This window comes from Bradyrhizobium sp., assembly GCF_030646015.1.
Classification (GTDB): domain Bacteria; phylum Pseudomonadota; class Alphaproteobacteria; order Rhizobiales; family Xanthobacteraceae; genus Bradyrhizobium.
In genome coordinates this window covers 25481-46505 of sequence record NZ_JAUSLT010000049.1, presented here as the reverse complement: position 1 = coordinate 46505, position 21025 = coordinate 25481, and the positions used below count along the sequence as shown (strand labels likewise).

The following is a 21025-nucleotide window of genomic DNA, read 5'->3' as shown; positions in this document are numbered from 1 at the left end:
ACGGCGAATGCTCCCTGGGGAGCCAGCCGGCGGCCAACCATCACCGTCCAACCGTGTACGGCCCACCCTTTTCCAGCGCCCGCTTGTAGGCCGGACGGGCGTGAATGCGGTCGAGAAATGCCATCGCCCTGGGGTGGCCTTGCTCGAGTCCGCCGCGCGCGGCGGCGGCCTCCAGCGGAAAACTCATCTGGATGTCGGCGGCGGAAAATTCATTGCCGGCGAACCACTCGCTTTTCCCGAGCTCGCTCTCCCAATAGGCCATGTGCTGCTTGATCTGTGGATTGACCAGCGCGGTCAGCGCCTGATTGCAGACCTTGCGCACCAGCGGACGCAGCAGCGCCGGCGCGCGCTTCGGCATCAGCGTGAACAACAGTTTCAGCAGCAGCGGCGACATCGCCGATCCCTCGGCGTAGTGCAGCCAATAGGTATAGCGCAGCCGCTCCGGCGTTTTGGCCGGTGGAATCAAGCGTCCTTCGCCATAGGTCTCGATGATGTATTCGGCAATCGCGCCGGACTCAGCGACCGTGTTCCCGTTGTCGGTAATGACAGGCGATTTGCCGAGCGGATGCACCGCGCGCAGTTCCGCCGGCGCCCGCATGTCCGGCTGACGCTGATAACGGACGATCTCGTAGGGAACGCCAAGTTCTTCCAGCAGCCACAGCACGCGCTGGGAGCGGGAGTTGTTGAGGTGATGGACGGTGAGCATGGCGTCTCCCAAGGGGCGTGGCGTGGCGCGTCGGTTGCGGCGGCGCATGGTGGTGCCAGCCGCACGCCGGAAAGTCGAGATACCCAAACGGACTGTATTACCCGGGCATTATTGACGTCGCTATATTACCCGGATAATAATCCCCTCGGGAAATTGAGAGGTTTGTCATGAATCCGGGATCTGATCCGGCTTGCGTCGCCTTCGAGGGCGACCGGCGCATCGCTTCCGGCGATCTGCGCGAGGTTGCGCGCGCAGCCAAGGAGGCGCTCGACCGGACCAGGGATGCGTCGATCATCGTTTTCGACGGCAACACCAGTGCGACCATCGAAATCGATTTCCGCGGCTCCATGGCGGATGTTCTGGCGCGGCTGCCGGACGATGCTCGGGCGCCGATCCCGGCGGAAGCCGCCGCAGCGTCCGCCCCGCGCGGTCCCGGCCGGCCGAAACTGGGCGTGGTCGCGCGCGAAGTGACGCTGCTGCCGCGGCACTGGGAATGGCTGGCCAGGCAGCCCGGCGGCGCCTCGGTCGCGATCCGCAAACTGGTCGAGCAGGCAAGCCGGACCGGTGAGGACAAGGACCGCATCCGTCAGGCCCAGGAAGCTGCCTATCGCTTCATGTCGGTCACCTCGGGCAACAGACCGCATTACGAGGAGGCCATCCGCGCGCTGTTTGCCGGCGACGCGATCCGGTTCGAACAGCGGATCGCCGAATGGCCCGACGACATCCGCGCCCACACATCGGGGCTGGCGGAGCGGGCATTCCGTCGCGCGGCGCAGCCGGGCGCCTCCGGTTGATCCCATCCGGGCGAACCGCTAGGCTGTTGAAATGACAAGGATCATATAAGAACCGTCGCATCAGGGAGACCGCCGCTGTGAGTCCAACCGCCCCGCAATTCCTGTTTGATGTCGGCAGCCCCAATGCGTTCCTCAGCCACAAGGCGATCCCGGCGATCGAAGCGCGCATCGGCGTGAAATTCGAATATGTGCCGATCCTGCTCGGCGGCATCTTCAAGGCCACCAACAACAGATCACCGGGCGAAACCCTGGCCGGCGTCAAGAACAAGCCCGAGTTCAACAAGCTGGAGACAGAGCGCTTCCTGAAGCGATTCAAGGTAAAACCCTATGTCTGGAATCCGTTCTTTCCGGTCAACACCCTCAATTTGATGCGCGCCGCCGTCGCCGCGCAGTTCGAGGGCGTGTTCGAACAATACGTCGACGCCGCGTTCCATCACATGTGGGTCGAGCCGAAGAAGATGGACGACCCCGAAGTGGCGATGAAGGCTCTTGCGGCGTCCGGTCTCGACGCCGCAAAGCTGTTCGCGCGCGCACAGGAGGCGGACGTCAAGGCAAAGCTGATCGAGAATACGCAAAGCGCGGTCGAGCGCGGCGCGTTCGGCTCGCCGACCTTCTTCGTCGGCAAGGAAATATTCTTCGGCAAGGAACAGTTGCGCGACGTCGAGGAACTGATTCGAGGCGAGTAGCGAGTGGCGAATAGCGAATGGACCTTCCCTATTCGCCATTCGCCACTCACCATTCGCCCTCCAACAACAACAATAAAAAGGAAACCCAGCAATGCGCATTCTCGTGGTCGGCGCCGGCGCCATCGGCGGATATTTCGGCGGCAGGCTGCTGGAGGCCGGCCGTGACGTGACCTTCCTGGTGCGGCCGCGGCGCGCCGGGGAGCTGGCCAGCGCCGGCCTCGTGATCAGGAGTCCGAACGGCGACGTGACCTTGAAAAACCCGCCGACGGTGCAGGCCGGCAAATTCACCGACACGTTCGACGTCGTGCTGTTGAGCTGCAAGGCATTCGACCTCGACGACGCCATCAAATCGTTTGCCCCGGCGGTCGGACCGCAGACCTCGATCATCCCGCTGCTCAACGGCATGCTGCACCTGGACGTACTCGACAAAAGATTCGGGCCCGAGCGCGTGCTCGGCGGCCTCTGCGCGATCGCCGCCACCCTGAACGAGGCCCGCGAGGTGGTGCAGCTGGCGCCGATGCAGTCGCTGAATTTCGGCGAGCGCGACGGCAAGCTATCGGAACGCGTCCGCGCCATCGCCGAAATCATGGCGAGCGGCAAGCTCGGCTCGGTGGCCAGCGAGAACATCGTGCAGGAAATGTGGGAGAAATGGGTGTTCCTGGCTTCGCTCGCGGCCTCGACCTGCCTGATGCGTGCCTCGGTCGGCAATATCCTGGCGGTACCAGGCGGCACGGATTTCATCCTCGGCGTGCTCGATGAATGCAGTGAGGTGGCCGCCGCCGAAGGCCATGCGCCGAGCGGCCCGTTCTTCCAGCGCACCAAGGGTCTGCTGACCACGGAGGGTTCGCAGATGACCGCGTCGATGTTCCGCGACATCAAGGCGGGCGCCGCGGTCGAAGCCGACCACGTGATCGGCGACCTGATCGCGCGCGGCGACGCCGCCAAAGTGCCGGTGCCGCGGCTGCGCATCGCCTACACCCATCTCAAGGCGTATGAAAAACAGCGGGGGTGATACTTACCCTCCCCTGGAGGGGGAGGGTCGGCTCGCATGGAGCGCAGCGAAATGCGGGACGGGGTGGGGTGACGGTCCCTCAGCTCGCGCACCTGCTCGAAACGAGAGACTGTCACCCCACCCCGATCGCTTCGCGATCGACCCTCCCCCTCCAGGGGAGGGTAAGATCAAAGATGCGCCAAATAATGCGCCAGCGCCTCGATTTCCTCCTCGCTGAGGGAATAGGCGACATTCGCCATCGCGGCCATGCCGCCGCCGGATCGCACGCCGGACTTGTAGTCGTGCAGCGCCTTCACGAGATACTCCTGGCGCTGGCCGGCGACGCGGGGAATCGCCTTGGTCCCGGCATAGTTGTCGGTGTGACACGAGGTGCAGCGCCGGCCCGCGGCGGCCTGCGCGCCCTTGGCGGATAGATCCGGGTTGTCGTCAGGCTTTGCCTTGGGCGGCGTCAGCGAGGCGAAATAGGCGCCGAGATTGCGGATATCCTCGTTGTTGAGTTGCTCGACGATCGGCAGCATCTGCTCGTTCTTGCGGGTGCCGGCGCGAAAGAACACCAGCTGCCACTGGAGGAACTGGTCGGGCTGGCCGGCGAGCGACGGTGTGTTCTCGATCTGCGAAATGCCGGCTTCGCCGTGACACGCGATGCACATTTCGGCCTTTTGTTTGCCGGCGGCGACGTCGGCGGCGTGGGCGGCGACACCCGTTGCGGCAAAGACGAGACCGCAAAGTGCACCCAGTGCAAACCAGCGAGGTATGATCAATATTTCCACTCCAACTCAAGCTCGTCATTCCGGGATGCGCCACTTGGCGCAGGCCCGGAATCCATACGCATTATCGTGGTTATGGATTCCGGGCTCGCTCCGCTTCGCTACGCGCCCCGGAATGACGGTTTCTGGGAAACGCAAAGCTGCGGCCACTCGTTCCCGAGCGACCGCAGCCCTGCGTTATCCAGCCTTACTTCTTGCTGTAGCTGATGCGGTAGATCGCGCCGGCCCAGTCGTCGGCGACGTACATCGAGCCGTCCTTGCCCAGAACGATATCGGCGGGCCGGCCGAGATAGTTCTTGTCGCCCTCGAGCCAGCCGGAGGCGAAGATCTCCTGCTTGGCGTTCTTGCCGTCGGGCCCGACGATCACCCGCTTGATCCGCGCGCCCTGGTACTTGGCCCGGTTCCAGGAGCCGTGTTCGGCGATGAAGATGTTGTTCTTGTACTCGGCGGGGAACTGGTCGCCGGTGTAGAACTTCATGCCGAGCGGAGCCACATGCGCGCCGAGTTTCAGCACCGGCGGCGTGAACTCCGAACATTTGTGACCCATCGCGAACTTCGGATCCGGCATGTCGCCCTGGTGGCAGTAGGGATAGCCGAAATGCTCCCCGAGCTTCGAGATCATGTTGAGCTTGTCGCTCGGGGTGTCGTCGCTCAACCAGTCGCGGGCGTTTTCGGTGAACCAGTACTTGCCGCTGCGCGGATCGACGTCGCCGCCGACGCTGTTGCGGACGCCGAGCGCCACCAGTTCGGCGTTGCCGGTCTTGGGATCGACGCGGCGGATCTGCGACAGGCCGGTCGGCGGAATCCCGATGTTGAAGGGAGGCCCGAACGGCAAGTAGAACCAGCCATCCTTGTCGACCGCGATATACTTCCAGCCATGCGGGATATAGGGCGGCATGTCGTCATAGACGACCTTGCCGGCACCGAGATTGTCGAGATTGGCTTCGGCGTTGTCGTACCTGATCAGCTTGTCGATATCGACGACGTAGAGCGCGCCGTCGCGGAACGCGATGCCGGTCGGCATCTTCAATCCCTTGAGGACGGTCTTGACTTCCTTCTTGCCGCCATTGTCCTTGATTGCATAGACGTTGCCGACGCCGAACGAGCCGACGAACAGCGTGCCCTTGTCGCCCCAGGCCATCTGCCGCGCGGACAGCACGCCGGACGCGTAGACTTCGATCTTGAAGCCCGCGGGCAGCTTGATCTTCTTCATCATCGCCGCGAGTTCGGCTTCGGAGGCACCGGTCGGCGGACCCGACGGTGGCGCCTGCCCCCTCTGGGCTTCGATCTCATCGCCGAGGAACCAGTCGGGCGGCGGATTGGCCCAGAAGTCCTTGGTGCCGGATTCGTATTTCTTCAGTGGCTTTTGCTGCGCGCTGGCCTGACTGGCCCCCGCGACAAAGGCAATCGTCGCGAGCGCAAGAATGGATCGATTGAAGGCCGATTTCATCGCGTCACTCCCCTATGCAGCCGGTGCGGCCGCGCGTGTTATTTATTTTGAACGTTTCGAGAGACGAACATTGGTCTGTGGTGAGGTGGGTCAGACGCAACAATGCTAGCACATCTTCCACGGGTGAGAAGTGCGCGTTGCGCGGCCCTGTCAGGTGAATGCAAATTGAACGAAAACTTTTATGGAGGTCAGGTCAGCCGGAAGGCTGTTGCGCCGGGTCGCGCTGCATTGCGGCAACGTCCCATTGCAGCGCGGGCGCCGTGGCGCCTGGCACTCAGTGGGCAGGCATCATTTCCGCGTGACCGTCAGTTTGGCCACGCCTCGATTGTTGCGATAGAAGTAATCGTAGAGGCCGGGAATGCCGATCACCGCGTCGTTGACGAAGATGAAGAGTTCGCCGTCGCGCGTGGGCCTGATGTTGGCCTGGATCTTGTAATCGTCGGGATCGGGGTCGAGAAAGGCCTCTTCGCCACCGACGCCACCGTAGCGCAGCACGATCCGGAACCAGTCCTGCGTCAGTTCACGCCGCAGCGGCACGCCGAACCCGAGCAGGAACCGGTGGTACCAGACCGGCGGATCGTTGGCGGAGAACCCGCCTTCCGGGACCGGAAAATCGGCGTCCATCCAGGGTACCGTCGTCTTCACCTCCACATGATATCTCGCATTCCTCTCGAGAAGAATGCCCGTCGGCTTGCAGAGGTCCGACGTGTTGAATTCCACCGTTTTCGATTCGCCGTCCGGCCTGGGCGTACCAAAGCCCCTCGCAAGGCCGGTGGCATTGCCGCTTTCCTCACAGGTCAGCCCCGCCACATCCTGGATATTGTAGAGCAGATGGCTGGCCAGCGAGAGCCCGAGATAGACCAGCAGCAGCGCAAGGAAGGCCGGGGCCCAGGTGCGCTTGAGGCCCTCATGGAAAGCGATATAGAATCGATTGCTGCGAAGCCGGTAGATGAAGTTGTGCGGCGGGCCCGGCGACGCGGGGGTTACACCGCGCCAGATCGATGCCATGCGGCCCGAGATGCGGGAGGCGATCCGCATTCCCCATAGTATGAAGAACGCCACAAGGCCGGCGAGCGCCAGGAAGTGCTCGGGCGCGCGCGCGTAGCCTTCGACCCATGTCGAGGCAAAGCCGGGCAGGAAGGCGCCGACGAAACGAATGATGTCCGAGACCCACCGGATCGGGCTCTTGAATTCGTCGGCGCGCTCCGCGCCGCTGAGCAGCGGAAACGCCAGCAGCCATAACGTGGCGCCTACGGTGGCGAAATAGACGATCCGGCGTTTCCAGATTTCATTCCAGACGTATTCCTGCGTTTCCGCCCGGGCTTCGGCATCCTTGTTGGTCTCGAAACCATATTGATCCGGCGTCAGGATCGAGCCGTCGTCCGTAACCACGTCATAGACCGGCGGCAGGCCGACCGGGGAATAGGCATGAGCGCGATTATCGATGCGGCGGAACACGGTTTCGTGGATCTTCGGCCGCTCGATCAGGACCTCGTCGTCTTCCTTTTTCTTGTATTGGGGCCTGCACAGCTGCACCAGCTTGCGCGGCCCGTAGCGGTAGTAGGCGCCCAGCCCGGCGCGCGGATCGTAGATGCGGCCGTCCTTGTCGCGTTTCGAGACCGCGTTCTTGAAAGGGTCGGGGTCCGCCGGCGGCGCGATCGCATCCGATTTGAACTTCACACCGCAGCGCTGCGCCTCGGTGATCATCCAGACCAGGGGAATGTAGGACAGCGTGTCATCCGGATAGCCGCCGCCGACGTTGGAATGCACGCCGGCGAACCAGACCTGGCTGAGCTGCTCGTCCTTGATGCAACGCGGGCTGTCGGGGTCGAATTGATCGGGCGGGTCGACCCGCTCGTTCCACAATTCGGGATGAAACGTGGTTCGCTCTTCGTCGAGCGCGAGCGCCTGGCAGGCGCGCATGACCCGCGTGCGGTCGAGCGTATGGTGCGGAAGCTCCAGCGGCCAGATATACTGGCTGATGCCGCGCGTCATCTCGTCCAATGGCGCGCCGTAGGCGGCAACCGTGTCCCAGACCCCGATGAAGCGGATCGCGGTCACCGGCCGATTGTCCGCCTTGTCGTAATCCTTCGACAGGAACAGATCGCGAAACCAGCGGAAGACATTCTCGATCCGGAACACGGTGTGATACCGCTCCCGGCGATACTGGCGGTAGGCGGCGTTGGCTTTCTTGTCGAGCTCCGCTTCGTCCTGCGCCCACACCAGGCCCTGATTGAGAATCAGGCCCATGACGACGCGGATCGTGAAGGCGCCGCGGCTGAAGCCGAAGCCGTAGATGCGGTCGCCTTCGTCGCGATAGTTGCGGCAGGCGAATTTATAGACGTCGACCACGTTGCGCTTCAGGCCGAAACCGAACGCCCCACCGAGGATCGCCAACGGCTTGAACGGCGAGGTGCCGACGCCGTCGTCGTAGAAGGCGACCTGGTCGTTGCCCGACAAATCGAGCGCCTCGAAGGTGCGCCAGACATTGGTGCGCCAGACTTTTGCGGCGGAATTGCCGGTGCCGTCGGACAGAAGAACGATGTTTCGGCTCATGGGATTACCCTCGCCGGATCAAAAATTGAGTATGCAACCTCTGATGTCATAGCATTGCATGTTCCCTCCAGCTAGGAAAGGCTTTGCTGGCCGGCGACATGAACCGCTTATTTCGAAGGAGGATTCGTTGCGCGTTTTCGTTCTGGGCGGCACCGGCTCGATCGGCTCGGCCGTGGTGCAGGCGCTGATCCGGCGCGGCCGGATATCTCGGCCGCGAAATCAGACGAAGCTGCCGTGAACGACGACGCCGCTAGCTCATCAATAGAGCGGCTCATCATAGACTGGCACGCCATCGATCAGCAGGCGCTTGATCGCCGCCTGGCCGGAGGGTGCGACGGCCGCGACAACCTCCAGCCGCGCCCTTGCCATCAACTCGATTTTCTTGCCCTCGCCCTGCGGCACGAAATAGCTTTCCAGGCCATAGCGCACACCGACGGCGTTGGTTCCGAGCTTGCAATCCCGCGTCCCGGCTTCGTTCAGCCGGCAGGTCGAGCTGGCCGTCACAAAACCCGCGATGACGATGTCGTTCCCGGTGACCGCGGGGCGCTCGGCCGAGATGGCGACGGCTTTCGCCTTGTTGTTTGCGTCGGGGCGCAGGGTCACGAACACCTGCTGTCCCCGCTTGAAGGAGGTCGTGAGACTCGACGGCACGTCCACCGTGCCGATGCGATAGGCGAGAACCACATAATCACCACGAAACAGATCGCGCGGATCGACCGGCGCGATCTCCAGCCGCACTTCCTGCCCGTTCCGGAGGATCGCCGCGCGCGGCAGGATCATGGCCAGGATGAGTCCGCACAGCACCAGCGCGGCAAGGAGATAGCGCAGCAGCAGCGGCACACGAGCGATGATGTTGTCCAGCACAGGCATCAGGCCGGACTCCCTGACGGTGTGTCGGTGCCGGGTCTCGACCAGTTTGCCAGTTTGTGGGCCCCCGCCGCCAGAACCAGCAGCGCAACACCGGCAACGAGGAAGAACAGCGACTGGCTCAGCAGCGTGCCGATGGTTTGCCAGAGCAGGATCAGGACCGACACGCCGAACACCGCGTAACCGACGACAACGAATGTCCTGAGCCCGAGGAGAAGTCCGCCCGCAATCAACGCCACGGCACTGACGAAGACGGCGATGGAGACGAGCGCGCGACGGAGAACATCGGTTTCAGTCAGGCCGACGAACATCAGCGGGATCGTCAGGCCGACGGCGCAAGCCGCGATAATGACGAGTCTCCCGCCGTCGCGTTGCCGCGCCAGCACCGCGAAGGCGGCCAGTGCGGCCAGCGCCGCGCCATAGGCAGGATAGACGACGGACGTAACGGCATGCCGGTCGCCAAAGAGCGACTTTTCCAGAACCAGGCCGATTTCAACGCAGAGCAGGATTCCGAAGACCACGGCCCCCCACGGCAGCAACGCCTTGATGACGGTGGGCCAGCCCCGGTCCAGCGCCAATAGCCCGATCGCCATGTAGGCGGCCGAGATCGCGAGGCCTCCATCAACCAGATTGAAAAAACTCTTGGCGCCGCCCTCGGGCATCAACAGCGCCGCCAGCCAGAAGCTCAGCGCCAGCACGGCCGCGTGCGCAAGCAGGCGGCTTTCGCGGCCCAGCGCCAGCAGCAACCCCGGCACGAACAGCAACAGAAAGGACCAATGCACTTCGCGCCAGAACGAACCGTCAAACCTTCCCCATGACCACGACGTCATCGCCGCGAAGGCAATGACCAGCGGGCCACTCTTGCCGGTCAACGCGGCGGCTATCAATCCGCCGATCGCGACCAGCATCGCGCCGGCCGGCCAGTCGCTGGGCAGGTGATACATCTGACCGACGAGCGCGATGCCGGCGCCAAAGCAAAGCGTGGCGAACGTGATCGCCGCATCGGCGGCGGCCGGGTGGCCGCGCCGCTGCAACAGCAGCGCGGGAAAGAAGCAGCCCGCGATGATGGCGAGAATGCCGACCAGCCGCACCAGCCGCGGAATTTCCTGCCAGTTCGCCGCCACGAAAGCGCTGACGCTGGCCGCCAGCATCAGCGCGCCGAGCATGGCGAAGATGCCGGGGAGGCGTGACTTCGCCTCGTCGCTAAAGCGGGCCTTGCGGATGGATTGCGCGGCGTCGCCCGAAATCACCCCCGCGGCGACCCATTTGACCAGATCCGCCTCGAGCTGTTGCCGATAGCCGCGTTCGAACACTCGTTATCCTCATCCTCGCGCGGCGCGACGCCTGCAACCACCGGTGCGAAACATCGCACAGCGGTTTGACGCGAGAAAGACCGCCGCGGTTCAGCGCGCGAGCCACAAACAACAAAGCCGCCCATAGGGCGGCTTGTCGTTTGATCGCTTTGCCAATTTAGAAATTCTGGAGCGGGCGAAGGGATTCGAACCCTCGACCCCGACCTTGGCAAGGTCGTGCTCTACCACTGAGCTACACCCGCATCCGAGAGATTGGCGGCGCACGCGCCGGCAACGGGCAGAGCTATGCCAAATGCCGCCCATGAATGCAACAGCTCGCACGAGGCCAGGAAGGGCCAGGAAAGACCATGAATTGGGCCGGTGAAGGGGGTATCGGCGGCATTTCGCGGCATTTCCGCCCGAAAGCCCCCGGTTCGGGTTCCGCCGATTGCAAATTGGCCGTCCAAGGGCCAATTAGGGCACAGACCGTGCTAGAATAGCCCCCAATCCGAAAAAGACATCAGACGAGGATTCCCCGTGACGATAATTGAGCAGGGCAGCGGACCGGCGCCCCAGGCGGCGCCCGATTTGATCAAGGAAACCACCACCCAGACCTTCGTGAAGGACGTCATCGAGGAATCGAAGCGCCAGCCGGTGCTGATCGACTTCTGGGCGCCATGGTGCGGCCCCTGCCGCCAGCTGACCCCCATCATCGAAAAGGCGGTCCGCGCCGCCAAGGGCAAGGTCAAGCTGGTCAAGATGAACATCGACGAGCATCCGGCGATTCCGGGCCAGATGGGCATCCAGTCGATCCCGGCCGTGATCGCCTTCGTCAACGGCCAGCCCGCCGACGGTTTTATGGGCGCGGTGCCGGAAAGCCAGGTCACCGCCTTCATCGACAAGCTGACCGCGGGCATGCCGGGCACAGGCGAGCCCAATATCGCCGAGATCCTGCAAGAAGCCGAAGCCGTTCTGGCCGAAGGCGATGCCGCCACCGCAGCGCAGATCTATGCCGAGGTGCTGGCGGCGGATGCCACCAACATCCCCGCTCTGGCGGGCCTGGCGAAATGCTATGTCACGACAGGCGCCATCGAGCAGGCCAAGCAGACCATCGCCATGGTGCCGGAATCCAAGCGCAACGACGCCGCGGTCAAGGCGGTGCAGGCCTCGATCGATCTCGCCGAGCAGGCCAAGGCGGTCGGCCCGGTCACCGAGCTCGAACAGAAAGTCGCCGCAAACCCGCTCGATCATCAGGCCCGATTCGATCTGGCCACCGCGCTCAATGCCGGCGGCAAGCGTGCCGAGGCCACTGAACAGCTGCTCGCCATCGTCAAGAAGGACCGCAAGTGGAACGAGGACGGCGCGCGCAAGCAGTTGGTGCAGTTCTTCGAGGCGTGGGGCCCGGCCGATGAAGCCACCATCGAGGGGCGGAAGCGGCTGTCGACGATTCTGTTTTCGTAAATCGCACTGATTTCGAGCCTAGCACCGGGACCGCCAATGCCGATCAATGCCGAATATCGCGGACCCGGCGACCTTCCCGAGGTGATCCCGGTGTTTCCGCTACCGGGCGCGCTGTTGCTGCCGCGCGGCCAGATGCCGCTCAATATTTTCGAGCCGCGCTACCTCGCGTTGGTGGATGATTCGCTGCGCGACGGCCACCGGCTGATCGGGATGATCCAGCCGGATTTCTCCCACTCGCGCGACGAGGCCAAGCCGGCGCTGTTTCGAGTCGGCTGCGTCGGACGGATCACCCAGCTCGCCGAGGCCGGCGACGGCCGCTACATCCTCGAACTCACCGGCATCGCGCGCTTCAAGGTGATCGAGGAGCTGACGGTGCTGACCGCGTACCGGCAATGCAAGGTGGATTATTTCCCCTACATCGACGATTTCACCGCGCGCAAGGGCGAGGAGGAAGTCGACCGCGAGGCGCTGCTGACGGTGCTGACGGATTTTCTCAAAGCCAACAATCTCAAAGTGGACTGGGAAGGCGTCGAGAGCGCGCCCAACGAGGCGCTGGTCAACGCGCTGGCGATGATGTCGCCCTACGGCGCGCCGGAAAAGCAGGCGATGCTGGAAGCCCCCGACCTCAAGACCCGCGCCGAAATCCTGGTCGCGGTGACCGAGATGGATCTCGCCAAGAAGCGCACCAGCGGCGACACCGGATTGCAGTAGCCCGGGCTCACGCGGCCCGGACCGTCGCGAGAGACTTGCCCACCTCCAGCTTGAGCCGGTTGCTTTCCGCCGACAGCGATTGGGCGGAGGAGAGCACTTGCGACGAGGCGGAGCCGGTTTCGGCGGCGCCGCGATTGACCTGGACAATGTTGTGCGGTTGGCCGATCAGCTCCTGTTCGATGAAGCCTGATGCGGCGATAAACTGGTCGTTGAAATGGGTGAGCCTGCCTTTGATGTCCGTCTTCGAGACGATCAAGGTTGCAGCGTGGCCTAGAGTTTCAGCGCCATGTCTCGGGCGATCTGGATCAGATGCTCGACAATCGTGACCTGGGCGCCAAGGTTTTTGTTCAACGCGGGATCATCGGTTCGCTTCGCGATCTGACGTGCGTGCTGCGCGGCGATGTCGAGCAACAGGATGGAACGAAAGATTTGCTCCCTTGCCTTCGACTGAGCCTCGATGATCCGGGAGCGCAGTTGGACCTGGTCGGCCTCCTCGAGGTATGGCGGCGGCAGGCCTGCGATAGGAAGAGCGCTCGGCAACGAGCGACCGACTGCTAACTAATTCATCCGGGTTAGTACGGGCTTAGACCGTTCGGTGACGGCAAAGCCGGATTCCGCCAAGACGGGAAAGGCAGGATTGGCCGGTTACCGGAAAGGCGTGGCGGTATCTGGTTGCCCGAGGCGCGATTTGAATATCGGCCGCGGCAATTCGTAGCTGCCCCGATTGTTGGTGGACTGGAGAAGGAAGGGTACGCATCATATATACGCCGATCAAACTGGGCCTGATTCGCGGAATGCCTTTACGATCCCCGTTGTTGAATCGTTATCCGGTGATGCGATCGAACGACCCGGCGTTCGCGCGCGACCGCCTGTTCAGCGTCTTCGGCGCCATCGGCTTCGACATCGGCGGCAGCCGGAGCGAATTCGGGGTTCGGGCCAACCATCTGCAGATGATCGGGCTTGGGCTCTCTTATTGCGAGTACGCCAGCGACGTGTCGCTGGATTTTGGCCAGGCCACCTTCGTCCGCCAGATCTTCAATATTCAGGGCTCGGGGCAGTACACGGTCGATGGCCAGACCGGCGAGATTGCACCAGGATCCTGGACTATGGTGTTACCGCCGGAGAGACCCGTGAAGCTCGATTTCAAGGGCGGCTATTGCCAGCTCGTGCTGCGAATCGAAATTGATGCGCTGCATCGGCATCTCGGTGCGCTGATCGGACAACCGATTTCGGGGAACCTGGTGTTTGACGACAGCGTCGACCGCAGTCCCGCGATGGACGCGTTGCGACGCAGAATCTTCAGCTTCGCGACGGACTTCAACGAGCGCGGCACTTTTTTCTCCGACCTCGCGGCCGCGGAAGTCGAGCGCATGGTGATCATGAAGTTTCTGATGTGCCACCGGCACAACTATACGCAGTTCCTTCTGCGGGAGCCGCTGCCAGCCGGTTCGTCGGCGGTCAAGCGGGTCGAGGAATTCATCGAGGCGAACTGGGACAAGCCCATCGATATCGAAGCGATGGTAGCGGTGGCCAATGTGAGCGCCAGGAGCCTGTTCCGGCAGTTCAAGAGAGACCGTGGCTACTCGCCGGCAGACTTTGCCAAGCGAGTACGACTGGACCGGGCGCGCGAGATGCTCGAACAGTCGAGCGAACGCACCGCGGTGATCCAGGTCGCGCTGAAATGCGGATTTCAGAATCCCGGCCATTTCGCACGGGACTTCCGGCTCACTTTTGGAGAGCTTCCGTCCGAGACCCTGAAGCGGTCCGCCCCAATTGCCTGATGGCGCGTCCGGCAGGACTGCGGGCGGAAAATTCCGATTGCGGGTCCGCTATTCCGGTAGCCCCGCCTTCCGCAAGCCGCCTGCAAGCGTCGCAAGATTTCCAGGCGCTGAGCGGCAGCCAGCCCCTGAGTTTGGAAATGCGCGAGCGAGCATCGAGCTGGCGTCGATAATCCACGCTTGCCGCTCCGTCTCTGGTCTTTAGGCGCGGGCTTGACTCATACATAACCCCGAGGTTATGGATTATATCCATAATCAACTGGTTATTGAAGATGATGCCAAGCGCTCCCGACGTGCTGTTCAAAACGCTGGCCGATCCGACCCGGCGGGCGCTGTTCGAGCGGCTGTGCCGCGAGGGGGAGCAGACGGTGGGGGCCCTGACGGCGCAGTCCGGGGTCTCGCAGCCGGCGGTCTCGAAACATCTGGGCATTCTGCGGCAAGCCGGGCTGGTGCTCGACCGCCACGAGGGCCGCCAGACCCATTACAGCGCGCAGCCCGGCGCGCTCGGGCCCCTGATCGACTGGAGCGGCCAAATGGTCGGCTTCTGGCAGGCCCGGTTCGACGACCTCGAAGACCTGCTCAAAAGGATGGACCAATGACCGCACGAGCGACTGAAACGCGCTCCGTCGCCGTCGAACGTGAGTTTCCCCATCCGCCCGCAAAAATCTGGCGCGCGCTCACCCAGCCACACCTGATGGAGGAGTGGCTGATGAAGAACGATTTTGCGCCGGTCGTGGGTCACCGCTTCAATCTGCGCGGCGACTGGGGCGGCGTGCTGGACTGCGAGATCCTCGTCGTCGAGCCGGACAAGACGCTGTCCTACACCTGGAATTTTGCGCACGCCGATGCGGCCTTCAATCTGAACAGCGTGGTGACCTTTACGATCAAGCCGACGAAATCAGGGACTCTGCTGCGCATGGAGCAGGTTGGCTTCCGGCCGGACCAGCGACAGGCCTTCGGCGGCGCCAACGCCGGATGGCAGCAGTTCTTTGCGAAGCTGGAAGAGGTGCTGGTGCGGACGGGCTGACGTCTGCCGCGCCGCACATGAGTTCATCTTGAACGGAGGCCCCATGAATTGGAACAAGTGGATTCGGCAGATTCACCGCTGGCTGTCGATCGCCTTTACGGTGACGGTGATCGCCAACTTCGTCGCGATGGGCGTGGGCGAGCCTCCTGCCTGGGTGGTCTACTCGCCACTGCCGCCGCTCTTCCTGCTGCTGTTTACCGGCCTGTACATGTTTGCGCTGCCGTATCTCGGGCGGAGCAGTGAACGCGCTGCCGGCGGATAGGAGGGAGGCAATGAAGGCAACGATCATGAAGAAAAGCGACCAGAAGGAGGCGAAGACAGAAGACCCTCCCTCCCGGCAGATCGATGCGAGGATCCGGGAGCTCGGCGATTGGCGCGGCGAGACGCTCGCCCGGGTCCGAGCTGTCATCAAGCAGGCCGATCCCGAAGTGGTCGAGGCGTGGAAGTGGCGCGGGGTTCCGGTGTGGGAGCATGACGGCATCCTCTGCACCGGCGAGACCTACAAGAATGCGGTGAAGCTGACTTTTGCCAAAGGCGCCGCGCTCGAAGACCCGTCAGGCCTCTTTAACTCCAGCCTCGAAGGCAACGTTCGGCGCGCCATCGATATCCATGAGGGCGACAAGATCGATGAAAAGGCATTGAAGGCGCTCATTCGCGCCGCGGTGGCACTGAACATTTCGGCGCGGGCAGCCAAAAAGAAATCAAAGAGCGCGTGAGGCTCCGGTCACGCGAGCATCGAGGCTTCTAATACCCCGCCACCGCCAGCGCGACCACGCCGCTCAGCGCTACCCAGCCAATGTGCCGGCCGCGCATCGCCCATGCGTTGGCGAGAGCGGCGAATCCGAACACGACGGCGAGCGTGACGATGATCCAGTGCCGCGCCGGCTCCGACGCCATCGAGGGCGCCGCGATCAGCAGCGCACCGCCGCCGATCCAGGCCACGGTGCCGGCCTGCCAGACCAGCCGGATCAGCTGGCGCAGCCGAGGCGGCTCGATGGTGGCGCGGGCAAACACCTTGGTCTCGCCGAGCACGCCGTGAATCAACGCCACCGCGATCGCGGCGACCCCTGAACATTGCAGCAGAAGATCGCGCATCGGAACCGCCTCCATACATGACTGTATGGTAGGTATGGATGTTGCGCCGCCGGCTGTCAATACAGTAGTGTATGGTGAGATGTCACAGGGATCCCCATGGCCGATCAACTCTCCGCCAAAGACTGGCTCGATCAGGGCCTCAAGACGCTGACCGCCAGCGGCTTTACGGCGCTGAAGGCCGAGCCGCTGGCCAAGGCGATGGGGGTGTCGCGGGGCAGCTTCTACTGGCACTTCGCCGATATCGGAGCATTCCACGCCGCGATCCTCGCGCATTGGCGCGATGTCGCCGCCGAACAGGTCATCGCCAATCTCGAAGCCGCATCCGGCACCGCCAATCCGCTGCCTAGGCTGCTGCGCGGCGCATTCGGCAACAGGCCGGCGCTGGAGAGCGCGGTCCGCACCTGGGCAAGCGTCGATCCCAAGGCCCGGGCGGCGGTGCAGGCCATCGACCGGCGCCGGCTGAGCTACGTGGAAAACCTGTTTCGGGCCAACGGACTGCCCCCCGCGGTGGCCCGGGCCCGGGCGCAGATCCTCTATTGGGCCTATCTCGGCTATGCGCTGTCGGAACAGAAGCTGCCTAGGGCGAAACAGGCCGCCGTGATCGACGAACTGCTCGTCATCGCGACGCGATGACGAGGCGGCTGGCCGCGCCGAACGAATATGCTAAGGGATCGCAACCCGAGCCGGAGACCACCGCATGACCTCCCCGTCCGAACGCCTTGAAGGCACCGTCGATCCCAAATTGCTGGAAATCCTGGTCTGTCCGCTGACCAAGGGCCCGCTGGAGTTCGACGCGGCCAAGCAGGAACTGATCTCGCGTTCGGCCAAGCTCGCCTATCCGATCCGCGACGGCATCCCGATCATGCTGCCGGAAGAGGCGAGGAAGATCGATTGAGGAATTAGCGCAAACCTCTTTCTGCGTCGTCCCTGCGAACGCAGGGACCCATAACCCCGGTCATCTGACGCAATGGCGCAATAGTTCAATACGTCCGTTACCACTACCGAAAATATCGACGGCACGGCGTATGGGTCCCTGCGTTCGCAGGGACGACGGGCTCTACAGCGCCTCACCCTTCAGCAGCCGCGGCACTTCGCCGGACAGGCCCGCGGCCTGGCGGATGAACAGGTTCTTCAGTGGTGGGGCGCGGTCGACCAGGCCGAGGCCGATGTCGCGCACCGTGCGCAGCAGCTTCGATTCGTTGGAGAACAAAAGATTGAGCGAATTGGTGGCGAGCCCCATCGCCATGGTGTCGAACCGGCGCCAGCGCTGGTAGCGGTCGAGCACGTCGGCCTGGCCCAGATCCATGCCGAGCCGCGCGGCGTCGACAATCACTTCGGCCAGTGCGGCGACATCCTTCAGGCCCATATTGAGCCCCTGGCCCGCGATCGGGTGAATCACATGCGCGGCGTCGCCGACCAGCGCCAGACGCTCGCCGATGAAGGAGCGCGCGACGAAATAGCCGAGCGGAAACGCGCGGGGCTTGTCGAGCGCCTTGATCTCGCCGAGGTGCAAGCCAAAGCGCTGCTCGAGTTCGCCGTGAAATTCCTCTTCGCTCAAGGCCACCATGCGCGCGGCCTCAGTGCGCTTCTCGGTCCACACCAGCGACGAGCGGTTGCCGGTCAGCGGCAGGATCGCGAACGGACCCGCCGGCAAAAAATGTTCCTCGGCGCGGCCGTGATGTTCGCGCTCGTGGCCGACGGTGACGACGATGCCGGACTGGTCGTAATCCCAGCCATGGGTGGCGATGCCCGCGCGCTCGCGCAGCTTCGAGCGCGCGCCGTCGGCGGCGACCAAAAGGCTCGCCTCGATCATGCTGCCGTCGGCCAGCGTCACATCGACGCCATCGCTGCGCGACTCGAAACTGGTGACCGCGGTGGCCCTGAGATCGATGCCCACGGCCTCGGCGCGCGCGACCAGCGCGTCGATCAGGTGGCGGTTCTCGACCATGTGCGCGAACGGTTCGCCCGGCTCGACGTTGCCGGCAAAGGTCAGGAACACCGGCCTTGTGGCGTCTTCCAGCTTGGAATCGGTGACGACCATGTCGGTGATCGGCTGCGCCTGCCCCGCGACCTGGTCCCAGACACCGAGGGCCTCGAACAGCCGGCGGCAGGCCGCAACGATCGCCGTGGCCCTGGGGTCGCGGCTCGGCCGCGAGGCTAGCGCCGGATCGGCGACAATGACCGGAATATCGGCGCCGAGGCCCTGACGCAGCGCCAGGGCCAGCGCCAATCCGGCGAATGCGCCGCCGCAGATGACAATGCTTCGCTGTCCCGACATGCTATCTCACTCACTGACGCCCTTGCCCACGGAGTATAGCTGGGCGAAACAGATACGCGAAGCAAGGGGCCGTTGGCTCCAATGCCGTCATTCCGGGGCACGCGTCTTGGCGTGAACCCGGAATCTCGAGATTCCGGGTTCCTTCGCTACCGCTCACGCCCCGGAATGACGGAAAGAATTGAAAGCGCTGCCATGTCCAAAGGCGTCATCGACCTGATTTCCATTCTCGATCTCGAGCCGATCGAGGTGAACCTGTTCCGCGGCAACAGCCCGAAGACGAGCTGGCAACGGGTGTTCGGCGGGCAGGTGATCGGGCAGGCCATGGTGGCAGCGTGCCGCACCGTCGAGGGCCGGCTGCCGCATTCGCTGCACTGCTATTTCATCCTGCCGGGCGATCCGCAGATTCCGATCATCTACGAGGTCGAACGGCTGCGCGACGGCAAGAGCTATTCGACCCGAAGGGTTACCGCGATCCAGCACGGCAACGCCATCTTCTCGATCATGGTGTCGTTCCATGTCGAGGAGGAAGGCGCGTTCGACCACCAGGACAAGATGCCCGACGTGCCGCCGCCGGAAAAACTCACCGCCGACGAGATCGTAAAACAGCCGATGTTCCGCGAGATGCCGGAATTCATCCGGCGCTATTACGAGTCGGACCGCCCGATCGAACTGCGCCCGGTCGAGCTCGGCCGCTATTTCGGCCAGAAGATCGACGACGGCCGTATCAATGTCTGGATCCGGACCGCCTCGAAACTGCCGGACGATCCGGCGCTGCACATGTGCGCGCTGGCCTATGCCTCGGATTTCTCGCTGCTGGATGCCGCGATGGCGCGTTACGGCCGGACGCTGTTCGACAAGCGGATGATGCCGGCGAGCCTCGACCACGCGATGTGGTTTCACCGCCCGTTCCGCGCCGACGAATGGCTGCTCTATGCGCAGGATTCGCCGAGCGCGCGCGGCGGCCGCGGCCTCACCCGCGGCATGATCTTCAAGCAGGACGGCACGCTGGTGGCTTCGGTGGCGCAGGAAGGCTCGCTGCGCGAGCGCAAGTGAACGGCGTAAGCTTGCGTCAGGCGGCCCGCTCGACAAGCTCGAACTGGGAGACGAACCAGCGGTTATACCAGCGCAGCACCCATGGAATCGGGATCAGGAAGGCGCAGCCAATCCCGAGCACGATCGTCCGCCACAGGATTTCCAGCCCCGAACCGTTGAAGATCACCTCGCGACGCGTGCCGCTGATGTTGCGGCAGATCCAGCGCACCCAGGCCGCGGTGACCCAGGCCCAGCCGATGATGGTGATGAACGAGATGTACGTCAGCAACTGCCATCCGATGAAGGTGACCGCGCTGCCGTTGAAGGCGATCGGAAGCGGCTGCCCGTTCGAACTGAGATTACCGGCGAGCCATCGCAGCAATATCCAGGACAGATACGCCGAAACCGGAATGGCGAGAAGTTGCAGGGTGCTGTCGTACACGCTCGCATAGTTCAGCAGCCCCGTCGCGATGAAGACGTACCAGATGTCGCCGGGCTGGCCGTTGAAGGCGAAATTCGGCCGGCCGGGCACCTGGGTTCGCGACGCCATCCAGCGGTAAAAGGCGGTCCCGGTCCACGGCGCGGGAATCACCAGCAGGGATCCGATCCCCAGCAGCAGGACACGACCGAGGAAGCTCCACAGCGGCAGGTCGATCGAAAGCGGTCCGTCGCTATACCCGCCGGTGCGCGGCAAGGCGGTGCCGGCGCGCGGCATCGCCGGCGGTCGCGAGGCGCCCGGAGCGAGGCCCGGGATTTCTGCCACCCGCTGCCAATTGGCCATGCCCTCGGTCCAGACCAGCGTCTCCAGTGTGATGGTGCCCCGGGCGATCAACTCGCGAAGCTGGATCTCGGGATAGGGGCCCTGCTGCTGGCCCTCGGATGCATAAAACCAGGATCGAGCCGCCATATGATCTTCTCCCCCGGTTGGCCGCGCGACGCGCCTCCAAGGCTCCGGCGCCGCAAAAAGCCATTGTGGCGGACGATCCGGGCCCCTGTACAGGGATGCCGGCGGCCGGCCACAAATGTTTTCCCACCGCTTGCAACTTTTTTGTGCCATTTGCCCAGAAAGATGCCAGATTTGGTCAGGCGCAAATCACCCGACGCCCAATTACCGAAATTGAGAAGATAAGGCCTGACCATGAAACTCGTCGTCGCGATCATCAAACCGTTCAAGCTGGACGAAGTCCGCCAGGCGCTCACGGCCATCGGCGTCCACGGCATGACGGTGACCGAGGTCAAGGGTTACGGCCGCCAGAAGGGCCACACCGAAATCTATCGCGGCGCCGAATATGTCGTGAACTTCCTGCCCAAGCTGCGGATCGAGATCGCGGTCGCCTCCGACATCGCGGACAAGGCGGTCGAGGTGATCACGGCAAGCGCCCGCACCGGCCAGATCGGCGACGGCAAGATCTTCGTGACGCCGATCGATCATGCGCTGCGCATTCGCACCGGTGAGACCGACAGCGACGCGCTCTGACGGGCTTTCACGGCATCAACACAGCGGTGCTCCAAG

At 63.6% G+C, this 21025-nt stretch carries 25 protein-coding genes and 1 tRNA gene; 14 read left to right on the top strand and 12 right to left on the bottom strand.

Annotated features, from left to right (window positions below):
• Positions 1-40 precede the first annotated feature (40 nt).
• On the bottom strand, positions 41-706 hold the full coding sequence (locus Q7T45_RS07675) for a glutathione S-transferase family protein (RefSeq protein ID WP_304869351.1): 666 nt from the start codon (positions 704-706) through the stop codon (positions 41-43).
• Between the two features lie 167 nt (positions 707-873).
• Here Q7T45_RS07675 and Q7T45_RS07670 point away from each other — a divergent pair, with 167 nt between their 5' ends.
• The 3 genes from Q7T45_RS07670 to panE all read left to right on the top strand — a co-directional run bounded on the left by Q7T45_RS07670 (position 874) and on the right by panE (position 3198).
• On the top strand, positions 874-1500 hold the full coding sequence (locus Q7T45_RS07670; RefSeq protein ID WP_304869350.1) for a DUF2239 family protein: 627 nt from the start codon (positions 874-876) through the stop codon (positions 1498-1500).
• Positions 1501-1577: 77 nt separating this feature from the next.
• Positions 1578-2186, top strand: coding sequence for a 2-hydroxychromene-2-carboxylate isomerase (locus tag Q7T45_RS07665; protein WP_304869349.1), 609 nt, complete (start codon positions 1578-1580; stop codon positions 2184-2186).
• Between the two features lie 91 nt (positions 2187-2277).
• Positions 2278-3198, top strand: coding sequence for a 2-dehydropantoate 2-reductase (panE, locus tag Q7T45_RS07660; protein WP_304869348.1), 921 nt, complete (start codon positions 2278-2280; stop codon positions 3196-3198).
• A 167-nt stretch (positions 3199-3365) separates the two neighbouring features.
• On the opposite strand, the gene Q7T45_RS07655 is transcribed toward panE, so the two are convergent.
• From Q7T45_RS07655 to Q7T45_RS07630, 6 genes are all read right to left on the bottom strand, one after another.
• The gene (locus tag Q7T45_RS07655; protein ID WP_304869378.1) at positions 3366-3935 is read right to left on the bottom strand and encodes a c-type cytochrome; all 570 of its coding nucleotides are present in this window, start codon (positions 3933-3935) and stop codon (positions 3366-3368) included.
• A gap of 217 nt (positions 3936-4152) precedes the next feature.
• Positions 4153-5415: a sorbosone dehydrogenase family protein gene (locus Q7T45_RS07650; RefSeq protein WP_304869347.1), complete on the bottom strand. Its 1263-nt coding sequence runs from the start codon at positions 5413-5415 to the stop codon at positions 4153-4155.
• Between the two features lie 288 nt (positions 5416-5703).
• Positions 5704-7971 (bottom strand): DUF2235 domain-containing protein, encoded by a 2268-nt coding sequence (locus tag Q7T45_RS07645; RefSeq protein ID WP_304869346.1) that lies wholly within the window; start codon positions 7969-7971, stop codon positions 5704-5706.
• A 258-nt stretch (positions 7972-8229) separates the two neighbouring features.
• Positions 8230-8841, bottom strand: a complete 612-nt coding sequence (locus Q7T45_RS07640; RefSeq protein WP_304869345.1) for a GDYXXLXY domain-containing protein — start codon at positions 8839-8841, stop codon at positions 8230-8232.
• Positions 8841-10151 carry a DUF2157 domain-containing protein gene (locus tag Q7T45_RS07635; RefSeq protein WP_304869343.1) on the bottom strand — a complete coding sequence of 437 codons (1311 nt, stop codon included), beginning with the start codon at positions 10149-10151 and terminating at the stop codon, positions 8841-8843. Before Q7T45_RS07635 ends, Q7T45_RS07640 begins: the two co-directional genes overlap by 1 nt.
• A 167-nt stretch (positions 10152-10318) precedes the next feature.
• Positions 10319-10393: transfer RNA gene (locus Q7T45_RS07630), tRNA-Gly, on the bottom strand.
• A gap of 274 nt (positions 10394-10667) precedes the next feature.
• On the opposite strand from Q7T45_RS07630, the gene trxA reads away from it, so the two are divergent.
• Both trxA and Q7T45_RS07620 read left to right on the top strand, forming a co-directional pair.
• Positions 10668-11591 (top strand): thioredoxin, encoded by a 924-nt coding sequence (gene trxA / locus Q7T45_RS07625; RefSeq protein ID WP_304869341.1) that lies wholly within the window; start codon positions 10668-10670, stop codon positions 11589-11591.
• A 36-nt stretch (positions 11592-11627) separates the two neighbouring features.
• Entirely contained in the window at positions 11628-12302 is a 675-nt protein-coding gene (locus Q7T45_RS07620) for an LON peptidase substrate-binding domain-containing protein (protein ID WP_304869339.1), read from the top strand.
• A gap of 7 nt (positions 12303-12309) precedes the next feature.
• Here the strand turns inward: Q7T45_RS07620 and Q7T45_RS07615 are convergent, their stop codons facing one another.
• Together Q7T45_RS07615 and Q7T45_RS07610 are read right to left on the bottom strand one after the other, a co-directional pair.
• Entirely contained in the window at positions 12310-12558 is a 249-nt protein-coding gene (locus tag Q7T45_RS07615) for a hypothetical protein (RefSeq protein ID WP_304869380.1), read from the bottom strand.
• A gap of 14 nt (positions 12559-12572) precedes the next feature.
• On the bottom strand, positions 12573-12842 hold the full coding sequence (locus Q7T45_RS07610) for a hypothetical protein (protein ID WP_304869337.1): 270 nt from the start codon (positions 12840-12842) through the stop codon (positions 12573-12575).
• Between the two features lie 254 nt (positions 12843-13096).
• On the opposite strand from Q7T45_RS07610, the gene Q7T45_RS07605 reads away from it, so the two are divergent.
• The 5 genes from Q7T45_RS07605 (at position 13097) to Q7T45_RS07585 (ending at position 15823) form a co-directional block, all read left to right on the top strand.
• The gene (locus tag Q7T45_RS07605) at positions 13097-14083 is read left to right on the top strand and encodes a helix-turn-helix domain-containing protein (RefSeq protein WP_370691233.1); all 987 of its coding nucleotides are present in this window, start codon (positions 13097-13099) and stop codon (positions 14081-14083) included.
• A 272-nt stretch (positions 14084-14355) separates the two neighbouring features.
• Positions 14356-14679, top strand: coding sequence for a helix-turn-helix transcriptional regulator (locus tag Q7T45_RS07600; RefSeq protein WP_304869374.1), 324 nt, complete (start codon positions 14356-14358; stop codon positions 14677-14679).
• Positions 14676-15107, top strand: a complete 432-nt coding sequence (locus Q7T45_RS07595) for an SRPBCC domain-containing protein (RefSeq protein ID WP_304869335.1) — start codon at positions 14676-14678, stop codon at positions 15105-15107. The genes Q7T45_RS07600 and Q7T45_RS07595 overlap by 4 nt, the downstream gene beginning before the upstream one ends.
• Before the next feature lie 43 nt (positions 15108-15150).
• Entirely contained in the window at positions 15151-15369 is a 219-nt protein-coding gene (locus Q7T45_RS07590; RefSeq protein WP_304869333.1) for a hypothetical protein, read from the top strand.
• A gap of 10 nt (positions 15370-15379) precedes the next feature.
• The gene (locus tag Q7T45_RS07585; RefSeq protein ID WP_304869372.1) at positions 15380-15823 is read left to right on the top strand and encodes a DUF1801 domain-containing protein; all 444 of its coding nucleotides are present in this window, start codon (positions 15380-15382) and stop codon (positions 15821-15823) included.
• Between the two features lie 28 nt (positions 15824-15851).
• Here the strand turns inward: Q7T45_RS07585 and Q7T45_RS07580 are convergent, their stop codons facing one another.
• Positions 15852-16202 carry a hypothetical protein gene (locus Q7T45_RS07580; protein ID WP_304869331.1) on the bottom strand — a complete coding sequence of 117 codons (351 nt, stop codon included), beginning with the start codon at positions 16200-16202 and terminating at the stop codon, positions 15852-15854.
• Positions 16203-16298: 96 nt separating this feature from the next.
• On the opposite strand from Q7T45_RS07580, the gene Q7T45_RS07575 reads away from it, so the two are divergent.
• Entirely contained in the window at positions 16299-16835 is a 537-nt protein-coding gene (locus tag Q7T45_RS07575) for a TetR/AcrR family transcriptional regulator (protein WP_304869329.1), read from the top strand.
• 64 nt (positions 16836-16899) lie between these two features.
• Positions 16900-17097, top strand: a complete 198-nt coding sequence (locus Q7T45_RS07570) for a Trm112 family protein (protein WP_304743690.1) — start codon at positions 16900-16902, stop codon at positions 17095-17097.
• Between the two features lie 162 nt (positions 17098-17259).
• Here Q7T45_RS07570 and Q7T45_RS07565 read toward each other — a convergent pair whose 3' ends face one another.
• On the bottom strand, positions 17260-18480 hold the full coding sequence (locus tag Q7T45_RS07565; RefSeq protein WP_304869326.1) for a ubiquinone biosynthesis hydroxylase: 1221 nt from the start codon (positions 18478-18480) through the stop codon (positions 17260-17262).
• Between the two features lie 192 nt (positions 18481-18672).
• On the opposite strand from Q7T45_RS07565, the gene tesB reads away from it, so the two are divergent.
• Positions 18673-19533 (top strand): acyl-CoA thioesterase II, encoded by an 861-nt coding sequence (gene tesB / locus Q7T45_RS07560; RefSeq protein WP_304869325.1) that lies wholly within the window; start codon positions 18673-18675, stop codon positions 19531-19533.
• A gap of 16 nt (positions 19534-19549) precedes the next feature.
• On the opposite strand, the gene Q7T45_RS07555 is transcribed toward tesB, so the two are convergent.
• Positions 19550-20419, bottom strand: a complete 870-nt coding sequence (locus Q7T45_RS07555) for a DUF4339 domain-containing protein (RefSeq protein ID WP_304869324.1) — start codon at positions 20417-20419, stop codon at positions 19550-19552.
• 231 nt (positions 20420-20650) lie between these two features.
• Here Q7T45_RS07555 and Q7T45_RS07550 point away from each other — a divergent pair, with 231 nt between their 5' ends.
• Complete coding sequence (locus Q7T45_RS07550) at positions 20651-20989, top strand: P-II family nitrogen regulator (RefSeq protein ID WP_304743697.1); 339 nt, start codon at positions 20651-20653, stop codon at positions 20987-20989.
• The last annotated feature ends 36 nt before the right edge of the window (positions 20990-21025 follow it).